We start from the raw sequence: 16,609 nt of genomic DNA on the forward strand, positions 1-16,609 counted from the left end.
TCTTATCGTGCTATTTTGGTCCACCTATTAGCAAATTTTCTGACGTAGAGTGGTCGACGACTCGTTTGAGTTCCACCAAGATTCATGTGTGAGTCACACCCAGCCAACGTATGCCAAACCCGTCTCCGTTCTCGAGGTCTATCGGGAGCGAACGCGTCGATGGAATGCGAGAATCGGTCATTCGGGAGATGACGCGTGAGGCGCACAGACACGACGCAATCAACCTCTCCCAAGGCATTCCAGACGAAGACGAGACACCACCACAGGTGAAACGAGCCGCAAAGGATGCCATCGACACGTCGAGTCAGTACACCATCACGTGGGGATTACCGGAGTTACGCGAAGCAATCTCTGAACGATACGCCGACTGGAAAGGTGTCGCCTACGACCCAGAGACAGCAGTCACAGTCACCACCGGGACGAGCGAGGCTGTAGTCTCTACCCTCCTCGCACTGTGCAACCCCGGTGATGGAGTAATCTACTTCGAACCGACGTACGAGAGCTACATTCCCGCCGTCCAGTTCGCGGGGGGTCGGCTGATTCCACTGGACATCACCGACAACCTCGAAATCGACCCAGACGAGCTTCGAGACGCCGCCAAAGATGCCTCCATCCTCATCCTCAACCATCCGCACAACCCAACGGGGAACGTCTTCACACCGAGTGAGCTCGAACGCATCGCAGACGTCGCAGCCGAAGAAGACCTCATCGTCGTCACCGACGAAATCTACGAACACATCGTCTACACGGACGACTACGTCAGTCCCGTCGAAGTCGGAGACCTCGCCGAACGTACCGTCGTCTGTACCGGAATGTCGAAGACGTATTCTGTGACCGGGTGGCGTGTCGGATTTGCACTTGCGCCCGAACCGCTCTCTGCCGAGCTTCGAAAAGTCCACGACTACACGAGCATCTGCGCTCCTACGCCGTTCCAAAAAGCAGGTGTCGAAGCCCTCGCTCTCCCCGAAGAGTACTACGCTGACCTCGCTTCGTCGTACGAACGTCGTCGTGACATGCTCTACGATGGGCTTCGAACTGTCGGGTTGGAGCCTGTCAAACCCGACGGAGCCTATTACATGCTGACCCGGTATCCGAAAGACGTAGACGATACAGAGTTCGCACTCCAGCTCATCCGTGAGGCCGGTGTGGCTGTCGTCCCCGGCAGTAGTTTCTACACAGAAGGAACTGCAGACTGGGTTCGGTTCACGTTCTCTCGAAACGAGGAAACGATCGAGGAAGCACTCTACCGTCTCGACGAGAATCGATTCTGGTGAGCGCTTCTGTGGGGGCCACTCTAATCAGGCTGAATAGAGAACTCTGTGGCTTCGTATTCGCTAACCCGATGGAAATACTCGGATAGTGTTCTCCAATTCTCTACTGTACGTGGGCCGTCCAGGTTGAACAGTCAGCGTCTCGATAGCGTCTCAGAGATTCAGTACGCCTCGAACGAAAACGACCGCTTCTCAGCGTCGACATCGAGGCGAACGACTCCTCGAACTCCCGGATTGTACACGTGCGTCCCACCACCGTTTCCGTCCACGTAGTGGTACCCTCTGTAGTGTGAGTGCCCACAAAGGTGTACGAGGGGGGTCTGGTCTTCGATAGCGAGCCGTAGAGCTATCGAACCACCCGCAAGCCCGTCCCGGTCTTCCTCACGTGTCCCGATGGAGTGGTGGATATCGATTGCTGTTGCGAACGCAGGGACGTGAGTCAGAAAAATCGTCGGTCTATCAGTCGACGACAGGAGACGACTGACCTGTTCGTATTCGTCTCGAAGATGTTCGAGTTGTGATTGCGCAGTTCCCCAGTGAGCGCGTTGGATTCCCAGCGTCGAAAGCACGTCTCGGGGAGAACACTCACCGTGGACGAATGGTCGAAGCGCCGTTAGCAGCGTCTCGGTCATTCGTTCCATCGACCGTTGGCGGGGTTCGTCGCGCCCACGCGGGTCAGTCGAAGGAAACGTCTCGTACTCGAACTCCGGGCTGAAATCGAACTGGTCGCACCCCCAACCAACGATGGCCGGTTGGCTCTCGCTTTCGTCGGTGGCGTTCTCGGCGCTGTCGAGCCTAACGACTCTCCGATGCGCAGTTTCGACCGGTGGGGGAAGCAACTGGTCGATGTAGGGAGCAGGGTCGTGGTTCCCAGGAACCGTCACGACGGGAATGTCGTGAGAAGCGAGTTGTGTGAGAAATTCGCGACCTGCGTCGAGGCTTTCTGGGTCAGAGCGGTGGGTCAAATCACCATTGACGAGGATAACGTCGACGTCGGGTGGAAAACTGATTTTCTCGTAGTCGATTGCCTTCCCTGTCGGCTTGATGTGGGCGTCACCAAAGAGAATGTACGTGTGTTCAGTCATAACCTCGAAATCAGGTAACCTCGCTGTCACCTTTGCCATTTCGGTGAACTACCAATCGGGGTTGCTGAGAGATACCACACGAGCAGTAACCCGAGTCACCGTCTCATCGGAAGGGAGTCGGGGGTCACCGTCTCGGTACGGCTTACGCTCTCCGCTCGCTCAACGCCGACTTCGCTCGTCGTCGAAGCGCGTCGTGTGGGTCGGCAACCGCTCTGGCGTCCGAAACCACTTCGAACGCTCGTTCGATATCACAGTCTTCTACGAGCGCAACGACGACAGCTGCAACACCTACACTTCGTGACGCACCGGCCGAGCAGTGGACGAGTACCCGTTCGCCTGCCTGAACGCTCTCGAACGCTGCAGTAACTGCCCCGTCGAATTCCTCAGGGTCGTTCCGAGGACCGTCCATCATCGGGAACGTTTGGAGTTCGATGTCCTGTGAAACGGTGCCATCGGGGTCTGCGTAGGTCAACGAGACGATGGTGTCGATGTCGTGCGCTCGTAACATCGACTGGTTTCCAGCGTCTTCGATCGTTCCGACGTAGAGGTTTCGAACGATTTCGTCCATCGAGAAGAAGACAGACACATGTCGTGTTAACTCCTTCTCACGAAAGAGACCGAGTCGATGTCGACACCAGAGAACAACAGTGTGAGTCGACAGTGCTCACCGAACCCCCGAGTGACCATCCCACCGAGTTGGCAGATTGCGTCTTCGTGTGTCGGTCGGTAGTTAGAGTCGAGGTAGTCTTCCACCGTTTGGAACTCACCTAGCGTGAACGGCGCACCAAACCGGAACAGACCGAGTACACCGTCTGCTGTGCTTGTGTCGCCACTACTCAGTCGGTGTTCTTCGGCGTCCTCCACGAGTTCTCCAGGGACGTCGTCACGGGTCCCCAACCCCCGGTGTACGAGTGTTACGCCACCCGAGTCGAGGAGCGACCGTACTTTCACGATGTTGGGGGGCGCTTCTATTGGCACGTGGAACAACTCGAAGATGTCTCTCGTCAGGTCGGTGAGGGTGGAAACGATGAGTGTCTGGTCGTTCGAATCAGACGAATCTGCTGTATCACTTTTTCCTCCGAATATTGGGCGGATACGAGACCATTCGAGTGGTATCGTCGAATCCACTGACGTGACTAATCGGCGGAACGCCGACGTTTCCATCTGAGAGAGGACGTCAGAAAACACGAGTGGGACACCGATAGTGAGCGTATCATCTGTGAGAGTTCGGCAGACACGTTCCATCAGAACCGTGTCCCCGGCACGAGAGGCGTTCCCCAACACGACGACTACGTCGAATTTTTCGAACGTCTCGAACGTCTTCGAACCGTCTTCGAACGACAACCTGGACTCGTTCACGGGGTCCCCCGACGCACCCAGAGACGAGACAGAGATTACTTCGTCGACATCGCTCGCTGCCGAGACAACAGCTGGAGAGCCAACAGCAATCGTCGTCGTGTCGAAGTCGATTTGTGTGTCGAACATCCCTACTCGGGGTCGAAATTTGAACCCGTCTGACAGCCACGAGATTCCGTCCTCACCACATCCGAGTACCGCGAATGTTAGCTCTCCAAACTCGTCGGTGGACCCGTCTGGCAGGTCAGTATCTTCATCGACATCGTGTTCGCCCCCACGGTCGTTCAGGGCTGCTTCGACGATGTCTTTCATGTCGTCACCACAGGACTCGTTTGGGAAGATGGGCCACTCAGTGAGGGATGGCTGAAAGACCGACAGATGCCGACTACTCGTGTGAAATTACGCATGGCGGTTAGTCGTCGGCAGTCGATTGTAACTGATATCGAGCCCTGACACCTGCAGTGACGACGATTCGTCCGGGGTCGAGTTCACGACTGGAGTCGAACCCAAGCGACTCCTCGACGATGTCTTGCATCCCACTCGACGTCGTATCCACTTCTTCAGTCGTTACCGACCGTACTGCACCGAGTTCGCAGTCCGCTGCCTGAGCAATCGAATCGGCGCGAGAGCGACTCTTGTCCATCGCGTCTCCTAATGCACGGGATTTCAACCGCTCGCGTCGCTCTTCAGAGAATCCGTACTCCACGAACTCGACGTACGCCCCTGCATCGACCAGCGTGACGACGGTGTCACTCGCTTTTTCGAGGTCACACCTCACGACGAACGTCTCTTTGGCTTCGTAATCGTACTCCAGCGGTTCGTCGAACGCTCCACGGTTATCTTTCACCTGAACGTTTACTTGGCGAATGGACGATTCGTCGAGGCCACTGGTGAGCAGTGCATCGATTACCGACGCAGACTGGTCCGTTACATCGTCTCGAGCTTCTGTCGCTGAATCGGCCTCAGAACGCATTCGCACGGAGATTCTCGCATTCTCAGGTTTAGCGCGCACCCGACCAGTCGCAGTCGTCGTCACAGTCCCCTCTTGCATACACCCTCCATCCCATGACTGCACCAAAAAACATTGTCAGACAATTATCACGAGGTTGCGAGGATTCAAGTGTTCATAATCCCGACAGTACGAGACCGATGCGAATCGCACTCCTCTCGGACGTTCACGGAAACCTTCCGGCGCTCGAAGCAGTCTTAGACGACCTTCCGGCGGTAGACGCAGTCGTCTGTGCAGGGGACGTAGTTGGATACAATCCGTGGCCATCGGAGTGTGTCGAACGGATTCGAGCGGTCTCCGACGTCGTCGTTCGAGGGAACCACGACGCAGCAGTCGAGACGCCGTCGACGTTCGAAGCAAATCAGATGGCGAAAGCAGGTATCGAGTTCGCAGCAGAGAACCTCTCTGCGGAGCAACGGACGTGGCTTCGCGAGTTACCGGAGTCCGAAACGTTCGCCGACGATTCGTTCCTCCTCGTCCACAGTCACCCGACGATTCGTGGGAAGTACGTCTTTCCCTCCGAGTTCCCCACCCTTCGGAGACACCTCGACGACTACCGAGGCATCGTCGTCGGGCACACACACATCCAACACTCGGCACTGATCGATGGAAGATTGATACTCAATCCGGGGAGCGTCGGCCAACCACGAGACTCTGACGCGCGGGCGGCGTACGCGGTGTTGGATACGGAGGCGCACGACGTCGACTGCCGGCGTGTCGAATACGACATCAACCGAGTCATCGACAAGGTCGAAGACGTCGGGTTACCAGCGAAGATTGGGACACGACTCCTGGATGGGTCGTGAGCCAACGCGTGAACCGGTCGCAACAGAGGGGGCGGGTGGTCTACGACGGACCTCCGAGGCGGCCACCGAATTGTTCTATCGACTCAGCTCAGTACACTGAATCGACGATGTCACCGTCGAGCTCGTCGAACTGAGACAGATACGACTGCCGTTCCCGGCGGAGTTCGCCGTGCATCGAATCGAAGTCTTCGACGTGGTCAGCGACGACGAACTGGCCGATGTCGATGCCAGGAACGTTCGACGGGACCGTCAGACCGAGTGTCTCGTCGTCGGTCCAGTCGAGACTCCCACGAGCAACGCCTTCGAGGATAGCGACCGTCTCTTCGACACCGACGTCTACCGGGTCGGTGGTCCCGACGGCACCGGTGTTGATGACGAAGCAGTCGACGTCGAGGTCGGCGATGAGGTCGCGGAATCTGTTCCCTTCTTCACCCGCTGACCCGATGATGAATGGGTTCGTCCCGACGACTCGAATCGGTTCACCGATACGCGACGGGTCACCAGCACTCGTCTCGACAGACTCGCCGAGCATGAACGCGACAGCGGCCTGTGCCTCGTCGAGTTTGGCAATCGGCGGCATCAGTGGGTTTCGCGTGATGAAGAACACCTGGTCGACTCGGTCGAGGTCTATGTCAGAGGCAGAGCTTTCGAGACAATCGCGTTGAATCACGGCACGCGCATTCCGGCCGAACTCTGGTTCGTCGAAGTCGACGTGCCCATCAGCGGTGACCGAGACGTTCTCCAGGACAGCACTCTCGTTGGTCGCGGCACCGTGAAGTTCGGGTTGTTGGTCAGCGTCTAAGCCGAGTGTTTTGATGTAGAGTCCGCCACCTTCGCTCCCGGCGACAGTCCCCGACGGAAGCAGCGCACAAACGTCGTCTTGGAGCATCTCTGCACCTTCTGCGCCCTCGAGCCAGAGACCGTGGCTCGTCAACGTCGATTTCCCCGTACCCGAAAGTCCTAAGTAGAGTTGACCTACGTCGCGGCGGCCGTCCTCGTCGTCGAGTGTGACTCGTTTGCTCCCGGCGTGAAGTCCGAGTCCGCCTGCCTGTTTCGCTCGGTACATGAACAGTCTGAGGAACGACTTCTTCGCCTCACCGGTGTAGTCGCTCCCGAGGACTGTCGTGAGTCCTTCCTCGGGGAGAACCCGGATGCACGGTTCGGCTGTCGCATCTGGGAGTTGGACCGTGACGAAGTCAGGTTCGACGCCCTCGACCGGTTCGAGGAGCTTCGCCCACGCGAGTGCGATGCGGCCGTACTCCTTCGGGAGGAACAGTCGGCAGACTGCCGAAACATCCCCGTGTCGGCCGACGACTCTATCCACACAGAGCACGTCGTTCGACGGATCGTTCACCCACTCGGTGCTTCGTTCGAACACCGCGAAGTCGTCGTCGTCGAACGCATCGTCGACGGCGGTCGCGGTTTGTGCTGCACTCCGAGAGCGGAAGTCACTGACGTACGAAGGTGCCCCGAAATCGGTGGTCGTTTCGAGGTGTGCAGAGAATTCACGGAGGTCTGCTTCTGATGGATTGTACGTGACGTGCTCCGCCGTTTCTGGGTCAGGAAAATCGGCGATTGTCGGCCAGTGTATCGTCTCTTCCATTCTACGAGACTGTCTACGAGGTACTCTGATAAGGTTATTGTATGTGTAATTGGACTTGAAAAGAAATACTCTGAATCCGGGTAAATCTTCTAATTTCCTCCCGAGTTGTCGCACAGCGACTCATCAGCACACAGACGTTCAGTTGGGTAGTTAGGAACCCAACTAGAGGGCGTCAGGCTCGAGAGAACCGAAAGGAAAACACCGTCTAGAAGGCCATTCCGAGACATCTCACGGTTTCACTGGTATCGACGCACACACCATCTGTTTCTACATTCCGAGAAATTGTGCCCTCGTTTAATATGTCACCAGTGCAATCTTTGTATGGATAGCTGCCACGCACACAACACCCTCCACCCATGTCCGAGACAGACATCGACGAAGCGTTCGTTCGCCACCCTCACCAACGGAACATACAGGTCGTTCTCGAGATCGCCCCGGACGGGTCTTGCTTCATGGAAGCGATCGACGGAGAGATATCCGACATCGAGATGCACTTCCCGAACGGAGACTGCCACTGCGACGTGACAGTGTGTCGTGAAGAAGACCACAGACAGTGCGTCGAGATATTCCACCACTCAGGCGCAGTCTGTCGAAACTGTCCAGGTATCGTCTTTAGTCGGTACGACTTGGTCCCGCAGTTCCTCAAACGCACGGCAGATGGATTCGTCGTCAAGGCGTACTTGCCGACGAACCACCAACTGTCCGACCTCATCGACGACTTACGGACCGTCTCTCACCACGTCCGACTCCTCAGAATCATCAATCTCGATGGGAAAGATATCGGCTCACAGACCGCTGACATCGACTTGTCGAGACTGACCAACAAGCAACGTGAGACACTCGAACGCGCGACCGAACGTGGCTACTACAAATCCCCGCCGTCGGTCTCACTCGCCGAACTCGCCGAGGAGTTCGGTGTCTCCGAGTCTGCGCTCTCTCAGCGACTCGCACGCGCGGAAGAAGCCGTGATGGGTCAACTCTTTTCGGCGTAGACTGCGCGACAGAGGCGGACCACTCCCAGCAGACGAACCGGTATCGATTCCCCAGGCAGATATAAAGGCTTCAGCGCTACAGAGGCAGGCCTACCGACCGTCTATCCGAAGAATACGATATCGGTGTTCGAGATGACTCACAGGATAGACGATACGACTCCACTCGACCTGATTGCGGACAGTCCACAGTCTGGAAACGGTGGTGACGAATTTGCCCAACGAATGGGGCGGGATGCTCGCCGCGTGACCCGCGGTGAGTTGTCCCAGGAAGTGTTCTACGAGCGATATCACGAGGAGATCCTCGCGAGGTTTGGGTTCGACCGTCGCCCAGGAGGTGAAGACAGATGAGCGACTCCAGCCAGAAGAGACGAGGCATCACTCGTCGCTCACTCCTGAAGACTGGAGCAGCAGGTGCAGCAGTCCTCGCCCTCGGTGAGGCTGCGTCACCAGTCTGGGGTGCAGGAACTGGAGCGATAGGGGATGCAAGCGCATCCAGCGCCGGTTCGGGTGCGCAGACTGCATTCGGAAACTGCTGGATGTGTCACAAGCTCTGTGGCATGAAAGTCACGCTCAACGCTGATGGTCGTGCCGAGGAACTCCACGGTATCGACGGTCACCCACGTGGGAGTGCCGGTCCCGGAACGAACGGAACGCTCTGTCCGAAAGGGTTGTCACAGTTGGAGAAGGCTTACTCGCCCAAGCGCATCAAACAGCCGTACATCCGAAAAGACGGTGAACTGCAAGCAGCGACCTGGGAGGAGGCCTTTTCGTATGCTGCAGACCGACTCCAGACGTTCGAATCGACCCACGGCTTCGAGAAGTTCCTGAACTGGGAAGGGTGGGGAACGTCCGGGGCGCTATTCGAGACACTCCTCAAGGATTTCGTCGGCATTCCCAACCACATGCCACATCCGACTCCGACGTGTTTCGGGTCGATGGCCGTCCCAGGAACACTCATGGGACTCGGTGGGGGCAACATCCGATGGGTCGACTATCCAAACACCAAGTACGTTCTCGTCTGGGGACGTGACCCATTAGAGACGTTCTCTGGACAGTGGGAGGCCAAGCAACTACTCGACGCCCGTGACCGCGGTGCGACGATCGTCACGATAGACCCCGTCTACACGGAGACCGCAAAGAAGTCCGACAAATGGCTCCCGATCAAACCCAGGACCGACGGCGCACTCGCACTCGCGATGGCCCACGTCATCATCGACGAAGGGTTGTACGACGAGGAGTTCGTCGAAAACTACACCCACGGCTTCGAGACGTACAAAGCGGCAGTCGCAGACAAGACCCCCGAGTGGGCCGCCGAGAAGACCGGTCTCGACCCGGCGGATATTCGCGACGTCGCGATTGGGTTCGCGAAGGCTGCACCGAGTGCCGGTATCAACTCGTGGACCGGTCTCGGCCAGAGCCCAGACTTCTTCAAAGGGGCACAGAACGTAGTCGCCCTCCTCGGACTGGTCGGCGCTATCGACCGCCCTGGTGGACAACGCTGGTGGAAATCGATGCCGCTCGAAGACCCGTTCGCAGTCCGCGGTATCGAACTCCCCCACAAGGCAGAGGGCGTTCCCTCTACGATTACTGGGCCTGGCGTCGAGTACGCCACGATGATCGGGAAACCGGTCCAGAACAACGTCCCGAAGATGATTCGGAACGGTGACATCCGAGGGATGAGCGTCTACTACCGGAACCCGCTCACGTCCGGTGCGACCAACGAGTGGTTGGATGCCCTCGACCAACTCGACCTGTTCATCACCATCGACGCGTTCTGGAGCGAACTCACTCGCCACGCCGACGTCGTGTTCCCAGAAGCGAGCCAACTCGAAAAACCGATGCTTGGAACCGGTGGCCACGGTGCATACCCCAACCAAGGCTGGATTACTGGGTCACGAGCGGCCATCGAACCACAGTGGGACACGAAATCGGGCTTCGACATCGTGAAAGGGCTCGCAGACGCCCTCGGCTACGGCGACTCGTTCCCGTGGGAAGACGAAGAAGCGTACTTCAACGACCAGTTGGTCGGTTACGGACTCACGCTCGAAGCGCTCGAAGAGCGAGACACGTTCGTGGTTGGCGACGAGTTCGGATACGAGAAGTGGAAGAAAGCTGGGTTTGCGAACGGCTCAGACAAGTTCTGGTTCGACCTCGACAAGAAGGCGAAACTGTTCGCAGGGCTCAGCAAGAAGGTCGGCGTCGACATCCAGTCGGGGCCACAATGGCTCGAACCGGGAACCCTCGGAAAGCCCGTAACCGCCGAACATCCGCTGGAGATGATCGACTCGCGGACCGTGTTCTTCTCGCACGGAGGCGACCAAGCCCTCGATAAACCGCTCGAACAACTCGCTGAGTCCGTCGGACTCGAACACAAATCGTATCGCGGTAACTACCTCTTCATCAACCCTGCTGACGCCACGCCCCGTGGAATCGAGAGCGGCGATATGGTCGCCATCGAGTCGCCACACGGAGTTGAAACACTCATGGCAAAAGTCACCGAGGGAATCGTCCCCGGAACGGTCAACGTCGAACCGTACGGATTCGGTCTCGGGTCGGTTCAACCGGACGAGGAAGGTGCGAACAACATGTCCCTAAATAGTGAAACAGACTTCGACATCGTTACTGGACAGGTCGACCGACACATTCCGATTCAGGTGCGGAAGTTGGGAGGTGACGACCGATGAGCGAACAGTGGGGATTCTACTTCGACCCCAACAGGTGTATCGGGTGTCACGCGTGCGCAATCGCGTGTAAGAACCGCCACGGCGTCGACGAAGAGGGCGTCGATTGGCGACGCGTCGAGCACGTCGAGAGTGGCACGTTCCCCGACCTCACGGGGACGAACATCTCGCTGTCGTGTATGCACTGTGCTGACCCGCCCTGCGCGAAGGTCTGCCCAGCAGGGGCCATCGAGAAACGCGAAAGCGACGGTATCGTGACTGTCGACCAAGACGCCTGTATCGGGTGTCATTACTGCGGTTGGGCCTGTCCGTACGGTGCCCCGCAGTACGGCAGCGACGGTCTGATGCAGAAGTGTAACCTCTGTCTCGACACTGGGCCAGGGAGCGGCGTCGATTCCCCGGCAAAACAAGACCAAGAGCGACCTCTCAAACCAGCGTGCGCCGACGAATGTGTCGGTGAAGCACTCCACGTTGGCCCGATGGACGAACTGATGGACCGCGCTTCGCAAAAAGCCGCCGAGGCGTTCCGAGACAGCGACGACGACGTCAACATCATCGTCGAACCGTTCAGCGGCAACGCTGACAGGACGGACGTGGCCGAAGAGGAGACGGCCGACTGAGGTGGTCATCATGGACGCAACCGGACTGCTTTGGCTGGAACGCGGACATTGGGGGGTGACGACGGCAGTCTACCTGTTCTTCGCCGCCCTCGGTGGCGGAGCCTACCTCACGGGAGTGGCAGCCTACGCCCTCTCGGAGACTGGCAAGCGCCGAAGTCACGTGACACTCGCTCGATGGGCGTTCCTCGTGGCGCTCGTGGCAGTATCGATCGCTGGCATCGCAATTCTCTCGCACCTCGCCGACCCGCTCGCTGGACTGCTGTTCCCGGTGACACTGACGAACTTCGAGTCGTGGATTACGCGAGGGACGTGGATTCTGGTCTCACTGGGCGTATTCGCCGCAGTTCAGACCCTGTGGTTCTGCTTCGGAGAACTCGGGCGCGACAGTGAAGGTGGAAGTGCATTCGTCCGTCGAATCGCTGGTCGTCTCGGTCTCGACGGCGTTGCAGACCAAATCGCCGACCGAATTCGGCCGAGTGGCAGTGGATTCTGGGTCGTCGCCGTGCTTGGTCTCGTCCCGGCACTGGGAACAGTCTATACAGGGTTCGAGTTAGCCGCCGTCGAGACAGTCCCCCTCTGGTATCACCCGACGGTGTTGCCTGGGTTGTTCCTCGCGAGCGGTGTTGCAGCGGGAATCGCGACGGCGCTCGCGCTCACAGTCGCGTTCGACGAAGCGAACAGTCGACTCGTCCTCGTGTTCACCTCTGCGGTTGGGGCAACCCTGCTCGTCTCCGTGGGCCTCCTCTGGCTGCTCTGGACGTCGCTCGGGAACACGCCGGCAGGAATCGAATCGGCCTCGAAACTCACAGAGGGTGCACTGTACATTCCCGTCGTGGTTCTCCTCGCTGGAATCGTCGTCTCTCTGGTCGGAAGCCCACTCCTCGCGTGGATAGGGTACGTTCGGAGCGGGCCGGTGATGACTGGATGGGTCGTCAGGGTGAGTCTCGTCGTCTCGTTGGTCGTCGGCGTCGTCGCAACGTTCCTCATCCGGTACGTGGTGTTACTCGCCGCGGTCAAAGAGCCTCTCGTGGCTGTGGGGGTCTGAGATGTCGTCTGAGACACTCCTCGAACGGCCAGATGCGTGGGCAGACCTCTTGGCGGCGCTCGCCGAATGCCTCCGGGAACCGGACGAGGACCTCCTCGAACACGTCCAAGACGGAGAACTCCAGGATGCACTCGCCGATGCTGTCGAGCGACTCGACCTCCAACCAGCGCCAGGAATCGACCCACCGTCGGTATCGTCAGTCGGTGTGATGACCGAATCGTACCTCGCCCTGTTCGAAGCACTGGAGACGCCGTACGCACCGAACGCAGAGTCACCGTACAAACCGTGGTACGGCGAACGGACCGGACTGATGGCCGGCCCACCAGCGGAGGAGATGCGACGACGGTACGCCGCCATCGACGCAGACGTCCCGCCATGTTATCCGGCAGACCACGTCTCTCTCCTCCTCGAATACGGGTCGTTGCTGCTCGATGCAGGCGCGGTCGACGCATTCGTCGTCTTTCAGGAGGACCACTTCGACTGGTTCCCCGCTCTCCGACTGGCAACGGCCGGTGCTGCCGCGGAGTCACCGTTCCACCGGTGGGCCGTCTTCCTTCTCGACGACGTGGCCACGACACTCCGGTCACGACTGGGGAGCGAGCCAATCGACGACGAGACGGCTGCGTCGATGGTAGACAGAATCGGGGACGTGTCTCCGTGGACGGCAGTGTTCCAGCAGGAAGACAGAAGACAATCTTCCTAATCCTCTCCACGAGGGCCCTCTCGGCGAACGCCGGACTCGTGAGTGAGTCGAACGAGTCGTCCACCTATTCACAGAGACACTCGTGCCGTTTCGACGACTGGTTGACGACGTACTCGTGAATCTCGGCCGCAAGTTCGTACAGTTTCGATGCGCGTTCTCTCGCCGCGAGTCCGTCCTGATAGTACGTCTTCGCGCGGTGGTTCCGCCACAAATCCTGCAGGTTGGTGGCGACGTGTTCAGACAGGATACCACGCCGTGCTGCCTCCGTGTACACCCCAGGGTGTGTTCCAGGGAGGTCACGAGGTTCGACACCGCCTTCGAGAAGTTTGAACTCGACGACTCGCTCGATCGCCACGAACGACGTCTCGATGACGATAGTGTAGAATCCCTCTTCGAGGAGTGTGCCCGCTCCTGCGAGTAGTCGACACGACTTCCGGAGTTGGAGGACGTCCGCTTCGTTCGTCTCCAACCCAGTCTCGATATCGTCTGGGCGACGGTCGAACGCCGCTTGGACCTCGTCGACTAACGTCTCGATTCGGTTACCGCTCATCGAGTAGCACCTCGGTTCGGACGTCTTGGAACGGTTTCCCGCCGCGAATCGTGACCCCCTCGTCGAATACGGCTCGAAGTTTCTCACCTGCACGCCGGGCACTCTCGGTGGATTCGACGAACGGTTCGAACGTGTATCGGTCGCCTTCGAAGCGTTCTTCACCCAGGTCGTCGGCGATTTCGGAGACCAGTCGACGAGCGACCGTGCGGTCACCGTCTACGAGGACGAACACGTCGATGTCGCTCTTGCGGTCGGCCTCGCCTCTCGCGACGCTGCCGAACACGAGAACACCGAGTACTTGGTCGACGTCGTCGACCGTCTCGATGGCAGACTCGACACGCTGGACGAACGCCCGAAGTGGGTCGTGGTACTCGACCTGTTCGATAGCGAGTATCGGGTCGTCTTTCTGCAGGTGTGCTGGGTCGATACCGACGTACTTCCGCTGGGCAGTCTCCCGTATCTTCAGAACGCCTAATTCGTCGAGTAATCCGACCGCTCGCCAGATGGTCGACCGACTGTGGTCGGTCTGGGCGGCGAGTTCCGACATCGTGTACTCCGATTCGTGAGCGTCGACGAGGAGTCGCAACACGTCGTCGGCCGCCCGGAGCCTGAATATCTTCGTGTCGTCACCAGGGGAGACACGAAGACAGACTCGCGCGTCTTGTTTCGTTTCCTCGAACACTGTTTCATAATATGCAACGACGTATAATAAACATGTGGCCAGCGCGGCGAAAGGGTTGCTCGATTCAGATAGGAAGGGTTCGGACCCCATCGACCGCAGTTCGAAGCGGTGGGTGGGTGACCAAAACTGCCAGAGACTGGTCAGTCGTCGCCGACGAACCGGTCGCGCCGGTAGCGACACTGCTCGCAGAAGAACTGCGCGTAGCCAGTTGGAATCGTCCCAGTCATCAACATCTCAGTACCACAATCGGGGCACCACTCTGAGTAACCGCCTTCTGTGTGGTCTGTACTCATACCACGTTCATACGAGTGAAGATATATTACATTATCGATTATAACAATCTCAGCGAGAATGACTAATCAGTTCTATGATAATATTTAGGTCTGACACGGTCTAATTTCGGCCAACTTCACCGAGTTCGACACTCGTTGACTCGGCTGATGTCCTGCAGACGTAGTTCGTGTGTCAAACATTGAGTACTGCGAGGATGGGCGGCCAGAGAAACCGAATGAGAAGATATGTAACACCCGTCGTGAGGAGAATGACGACACCGTCGAGCAACGAACCCGCACGGAGCATAGTATCACGCTCGACGTACCCCGTCCCGAAGACGATGGCATTGGGTGGCGTTGCGACCGGCAACGCGAATCCATAGCTGGCGGCGATTGCACCGGTCACCGCTAACAACACCGACGCGAGTTCCGGCGACGTGCCGAGTGCTCCGGCGTACGCCGGTCCAATGTTGATTAGCAGTGGGGCGAGGATAGCGGCCATCGCGGTGTTCGACGCCAGTTCACCGACGACGACGGTCATCGTAACCACCGCGAGAAGCACCACGACGATAGACGTCCCTTCGAGTGACCCGAGCGTCACCTCGGCGAGCCACGTGGTGGCATTCGTGTCGGCCAACGCGTTCGCCAACGAGATTCCCCCACCCAGGAGCAACAGCGTCCCCCAGTCGATATCTATCAAGTCGTCCCACGCTGTCGCACCGCTGACGACGAGTGTTGGGATAGCGAGCAGTCCGACGAGGACGTAGAACAGTATCCCCTCGTGGCCAGTGGTTCCGAAGACGTTGGTCCCCGTCCCACCGAAGAGCGTGACGTACAGCGAGCGTGGAAGGACGTCTACGAAGAGGAACTCGAGTCCACCGAGGAGCCACAGGAACGCAGTTCCAGCGAAGATAGCGACGGTCCGCCGGGCACGATTCGAGAGCGACCCCATCGACCGAAGTTCGTTCTGAGCACGCTCCCGTGCACGGCTCACGTCGAACTCCTCGGGGGATAGACGACGTACGTCAGGAGAACCCACGCAACTGGGAGTGTGACGACGACCATCGGGAGGCCGATGGCGAGCCACTCGACGAAAGTTATCTCGTAGCCGACCAGTTCACCTATCTGACCGACGACGATCGCGTTCGGTGGTGTCCCAATCAGCGTCCCCACGCCTCCCAGACTCGCCGCGTATGCGACGCCGAGTAACATACCAATCTGGAGATTCGAAGCGTTCGCCGAGGGGTTGTCCTCGTCCGTCTTCGTCAGGGCAGTGACGCTCGCGACGATTCCGAGTACGATTGGAACCATCATCGCAACTGTCGCCGTGTTCGAGATGAGCATCGAGAGAAGCGCCGTCGCAACCATGACACCGAGGACGAGTCCGCGTGCTGATGTTCCGAAGCGAACGAGTATCAGATAGGCAAACCGGCGGTCGATATCGTGGGTCTGGAACGCCTCTGCAAGCATGAACCCCGCGAGCAGCAGGAAGATGACCGGGTCGGCAAAGCCTGCGACTGCGTCACCGAAGTCTGGATAGACACCGAATACCGTGAGGAGAATCGGGATACACAGGGCAGTGAGCGGAAGCGGAAGCGCCCCCGAAATCCAGAGAACTGCCGCAAACACCATCGTTGCAACCGCGTACTGTCCGGCAACCGTCAACGAATCAGCCGTTGGGACGAGCGCGACGACTGCTGTGGCTACTATGGCCGCGGCAATCGTTAGGAGTCGAACGAGTTGTTTCGATGGCAATTGTGTGTACCTGTCTGTTGTTCAAACAGTAATCAATGTTCGCAGTCTGGGTGTTCGTGGGCGAGTCGAAAACGGACCCCCGATACGAATCGACAGGAGGACAGCGAGGGAGATTTGCACTGTTCGGTCGGTCAGTCGGTCGGTACAGCTCCCTCTACCAGGGAGGGTTCGATGTCGAG

16 protein-coding genes and 1 pseudogene are annotated in these 16,609 nt (G+C 58.5%); 8 read left to right on the forward strand and 9 right to left on the reverse strand.

The features are described 5' to 3' along the window. The first annotated feature begins 110 nt into the window (after positions 1-110). Entirely contained in the window at positions 111-1,274 is a 1,164-nt protein-coding gene (locus tag GJR99_RS17170; RefSeq protein ID WP_151114284.1) for a pyridoxal phosphate-dependent aminotransferase, read from the forward strand. A 158-nt stretch (positions 1,275-1,432) separates the two neighbouring features. Here GJR99_RS17170 and GJR99_RS17175 read toward each other — a convergent pair whose 3' ends face one another. The 4 genes from GJR99_RS17175 to GJR99_RS17190 all read right to left on the reverse strand — a co-directional run bounded on the left by GJR99_RS17175 (position 1,433) and on the right by GJR99_RS17190 (position 4,763). Continuing rightward, the gene (locus tag GJR99_RS17175) at positions 1,433-2,356 is read right to left on the reverse strand and encodes a metallophosphoesterase family protein (RefSeq protein WP_191967181.1); all 924 of its coding nucleotides are present in this window, start codon (positions 2,354-2,356) and stop codon (positions 1,433-1,435) included. A 142-nt stretch (positions 2,357-2,498) separates the two neighbouring features. Next, a complete protein-coding gene (locus GJR99_RS17180) occupies positions 2,499-2,924 on the reverse strand; it encodes a dual specificity protein phosphatase family protein (RefSeq protein WP_151114286.1) in 426 nt (141 codons plus the stop codon). Positions 2,925-2,950: 26 nt separating this feature from the next. After that, positions 2,951-4,024: a hypothetical protein gene (locus GJR99_RS17185; RefSeq protein WP_151114287.1), complete on the reverse strand. Its 1,074-nt coding sequence runs from the start codon at positions 4,022-4,024 to the stop codon at positions 2,951-2,953. A 100-nt stretch (positions 4,025-4,124) separates the two neighbouring features. Then, complete coding sequence (locus GJR99_RS17190) at positions 4,125-4,763, reverse strand: SIMPL domain-containing protein (RefSeq protein ID WP_151114288.1); 639 nt, start codon at positions 4,761-4,763, stop codon at positions 4,125-4,127. 98 nt (positions 4,764-4,861) lie between these two features. Between GJR99_RS17190 and GJR99_RS17195 the strand changes: the two genes are divergently transcribed. Further along, a complete protein-coding gene (locus GJR99_RS17195; protein WP_151114289.1) occupies positions 4,862-5,527 on the forward strand; it encodes a metallophosphoesterase family protein in 666 nt (221 codons plus the stop codon). An 88-nt stretch (positions 5,528-5,615) separates the two neighbouring features. Here the strand turns inward: GJR99_RS17195 and GJR99_RS17200 are convergent, their stop codons facing one another. Further along, positions 5,616-7,130 carry a phosphoenolpyruvate carboxykinase (ATP) gene (locus tag GJR99_RS17200; RefSeq protein WP_151114290.1) on the reverse strand — a complete coding sequence of 505 codons (1,515 nt, stop codon included), beginning with the start codon at positions 7,128-7,130 and terminating at the stop codon, positions 5,616-5,618. A gap of 452 nt (positions 7,131-7,582) precedes the next feature. Between GJR99_RS17200 and GJR99_RS17205 the strand changes: the two genes are divergently transcribed. The 6 genes from GJR99_RS17205 (at position 7,583) to GJR99_RS17230 (ending at position 13,171) form a co-directional block, all read left to right on the forward strand. Further along, positions 7,583-8,122 carry a helix-turn-helix domain-containing protein gene (locus tag GJR99_RS17205; RefSeq protein ID WP_191967182.1) on the forward strand — a complete coding sequence of 180 codons (540 nt, stop codon included), beginning with the start codon at positions 7,583-7,585 and terminating at the stop codon, positions 8,120-8,122. Between the two features lie 132 nt (positions 8,123-8,254). Continuing rightward, a complete protein-coding gene (locus GJR99_RS17210) occupies positions 8,255-8,470 on the forward strand; it encodes a 4Fe-4S ferredoxin N-terminal domain-containing protein (RefSeq protein WP_151114292.1) in 216 nt (71 codons plus the stop codon). Continuing rightward, positions 8,467-10,806: a molybdopterin-containing oxidoreductase family protein gene (locus tag GJR99_RS17215; protein ID WP_151114293.1), complete on the forward strand. Its 2,340-nt coding sequence runs from the start codon at positions 8,467-8,469 to the stop codon at positions 10,804-10,806. The genes GJR99_RS17210 and GJR99_RS17215 overlap by 4 nt, the downstream gene beginning before the upstream one ends. Beyond that, positions 10,803-11,423 carry a 4Fe-4S dicluster domain-containing protein gene (locus GJR99_RS17220; RefSeq protein ID WP_151114294.1) on the forward strand — a complete coding sequence of 207 codons (621 nt, stop codon included), beginning with the start codon at positions 10,803-10,805 and terminating at the stop codon, positions 11,421-11,423. Before GJR99_RS17215 ends, GJR99_RS17220 begins: the two co-directional genes overlap by 4 nt. Positions 11,424-11,433: 10 nt before the next feature. After that, positions 11,434-12,468 (forward strand): NrfD/PsrC family molybdoenzyme membrane anchor subunit, encoded by a 1,035-nt coding sequence (nrfD, locus tag GJR99_RS17225; RefSeq protein WP_151114295.1) that lies wholly within the window; start codon positions 11,434-11,436, stop codon positions 12,466-12,468. Position 12,469: 1 nt separating this feature from the next. Further along, on the forward strand, positions 12,470-13,171 hold the full coding sequence (locus GJR99_RS17230; protein ID WP_151114296.1) for a molecular chaperone TorD family protein: 702 nt from the start codon (positions 12,470-12,472) through the stop codon (positions 13,169-13,171). 64 nt (positions 13,172-13,235) lie between these two features. On the opposite strand, the gene GJR99_RS17235 is transcribed toward GJR99_RS17230, so the two are convergent. From GJR99_RS17235 to GJR99_RS17945, 4 genes and pseudogenes are all read right to left on the reverse strand, one after another. Then, positions 13,236-13,721, reverse strand: a complete 486-nt coding sequence (locus tag GJR99_RS17235; RefSeq protein WP_151114297.1) for a hypothetical protein — start codon at positions 13,719-13,721, stop codon at positions 13,236-13,238. Then, positions 13,711-14,403 (reverse strand): nucleotidyltransferase domain-containing protein, encoded by a 693-nt coding sequence (locus GJR99_RS17240; protein WP_151114298.1) that lies wholly within the window; start codon positions 14,401-14,403, stop codon positions 13,711-13,713. Before GJR99_RS17240 ends, GJR99_RS17235 begins: the two co-directional genes overlap by 11 nt. 140 nt (positions 14,404-14,543) lie before the next feature. Next, complete coding sequence (locus GJR99_RS17245; RefSeq protein ID WP_154326141.1) at positions 14,544-14,696, reverse strand: HVO_2142 family zinc finger protein; 153 nt, start codon at positions 14,694-14,696, stop codon at positions 14,544-14,546. Between the two features lie 172 nt (positions 14,697-14,868). Then, positions 14,869-16,385, reverse strand: a pseudogene (locus GJR99_RS17945) (SLC13 family permease). Between the last annotated feature and the right edge of the window lie 224 nt (positions 16,386-16,609).

The sequence above is a fragment of the Haloferax marinum genome (genome assembly GCF_009674625.1).
Taxonomy (GTDB): Archaea; Halobacteriota; Halobacteria; order Halobacteriales; family Haloferacaceae; genus Haloferax; species Haloferax marinum.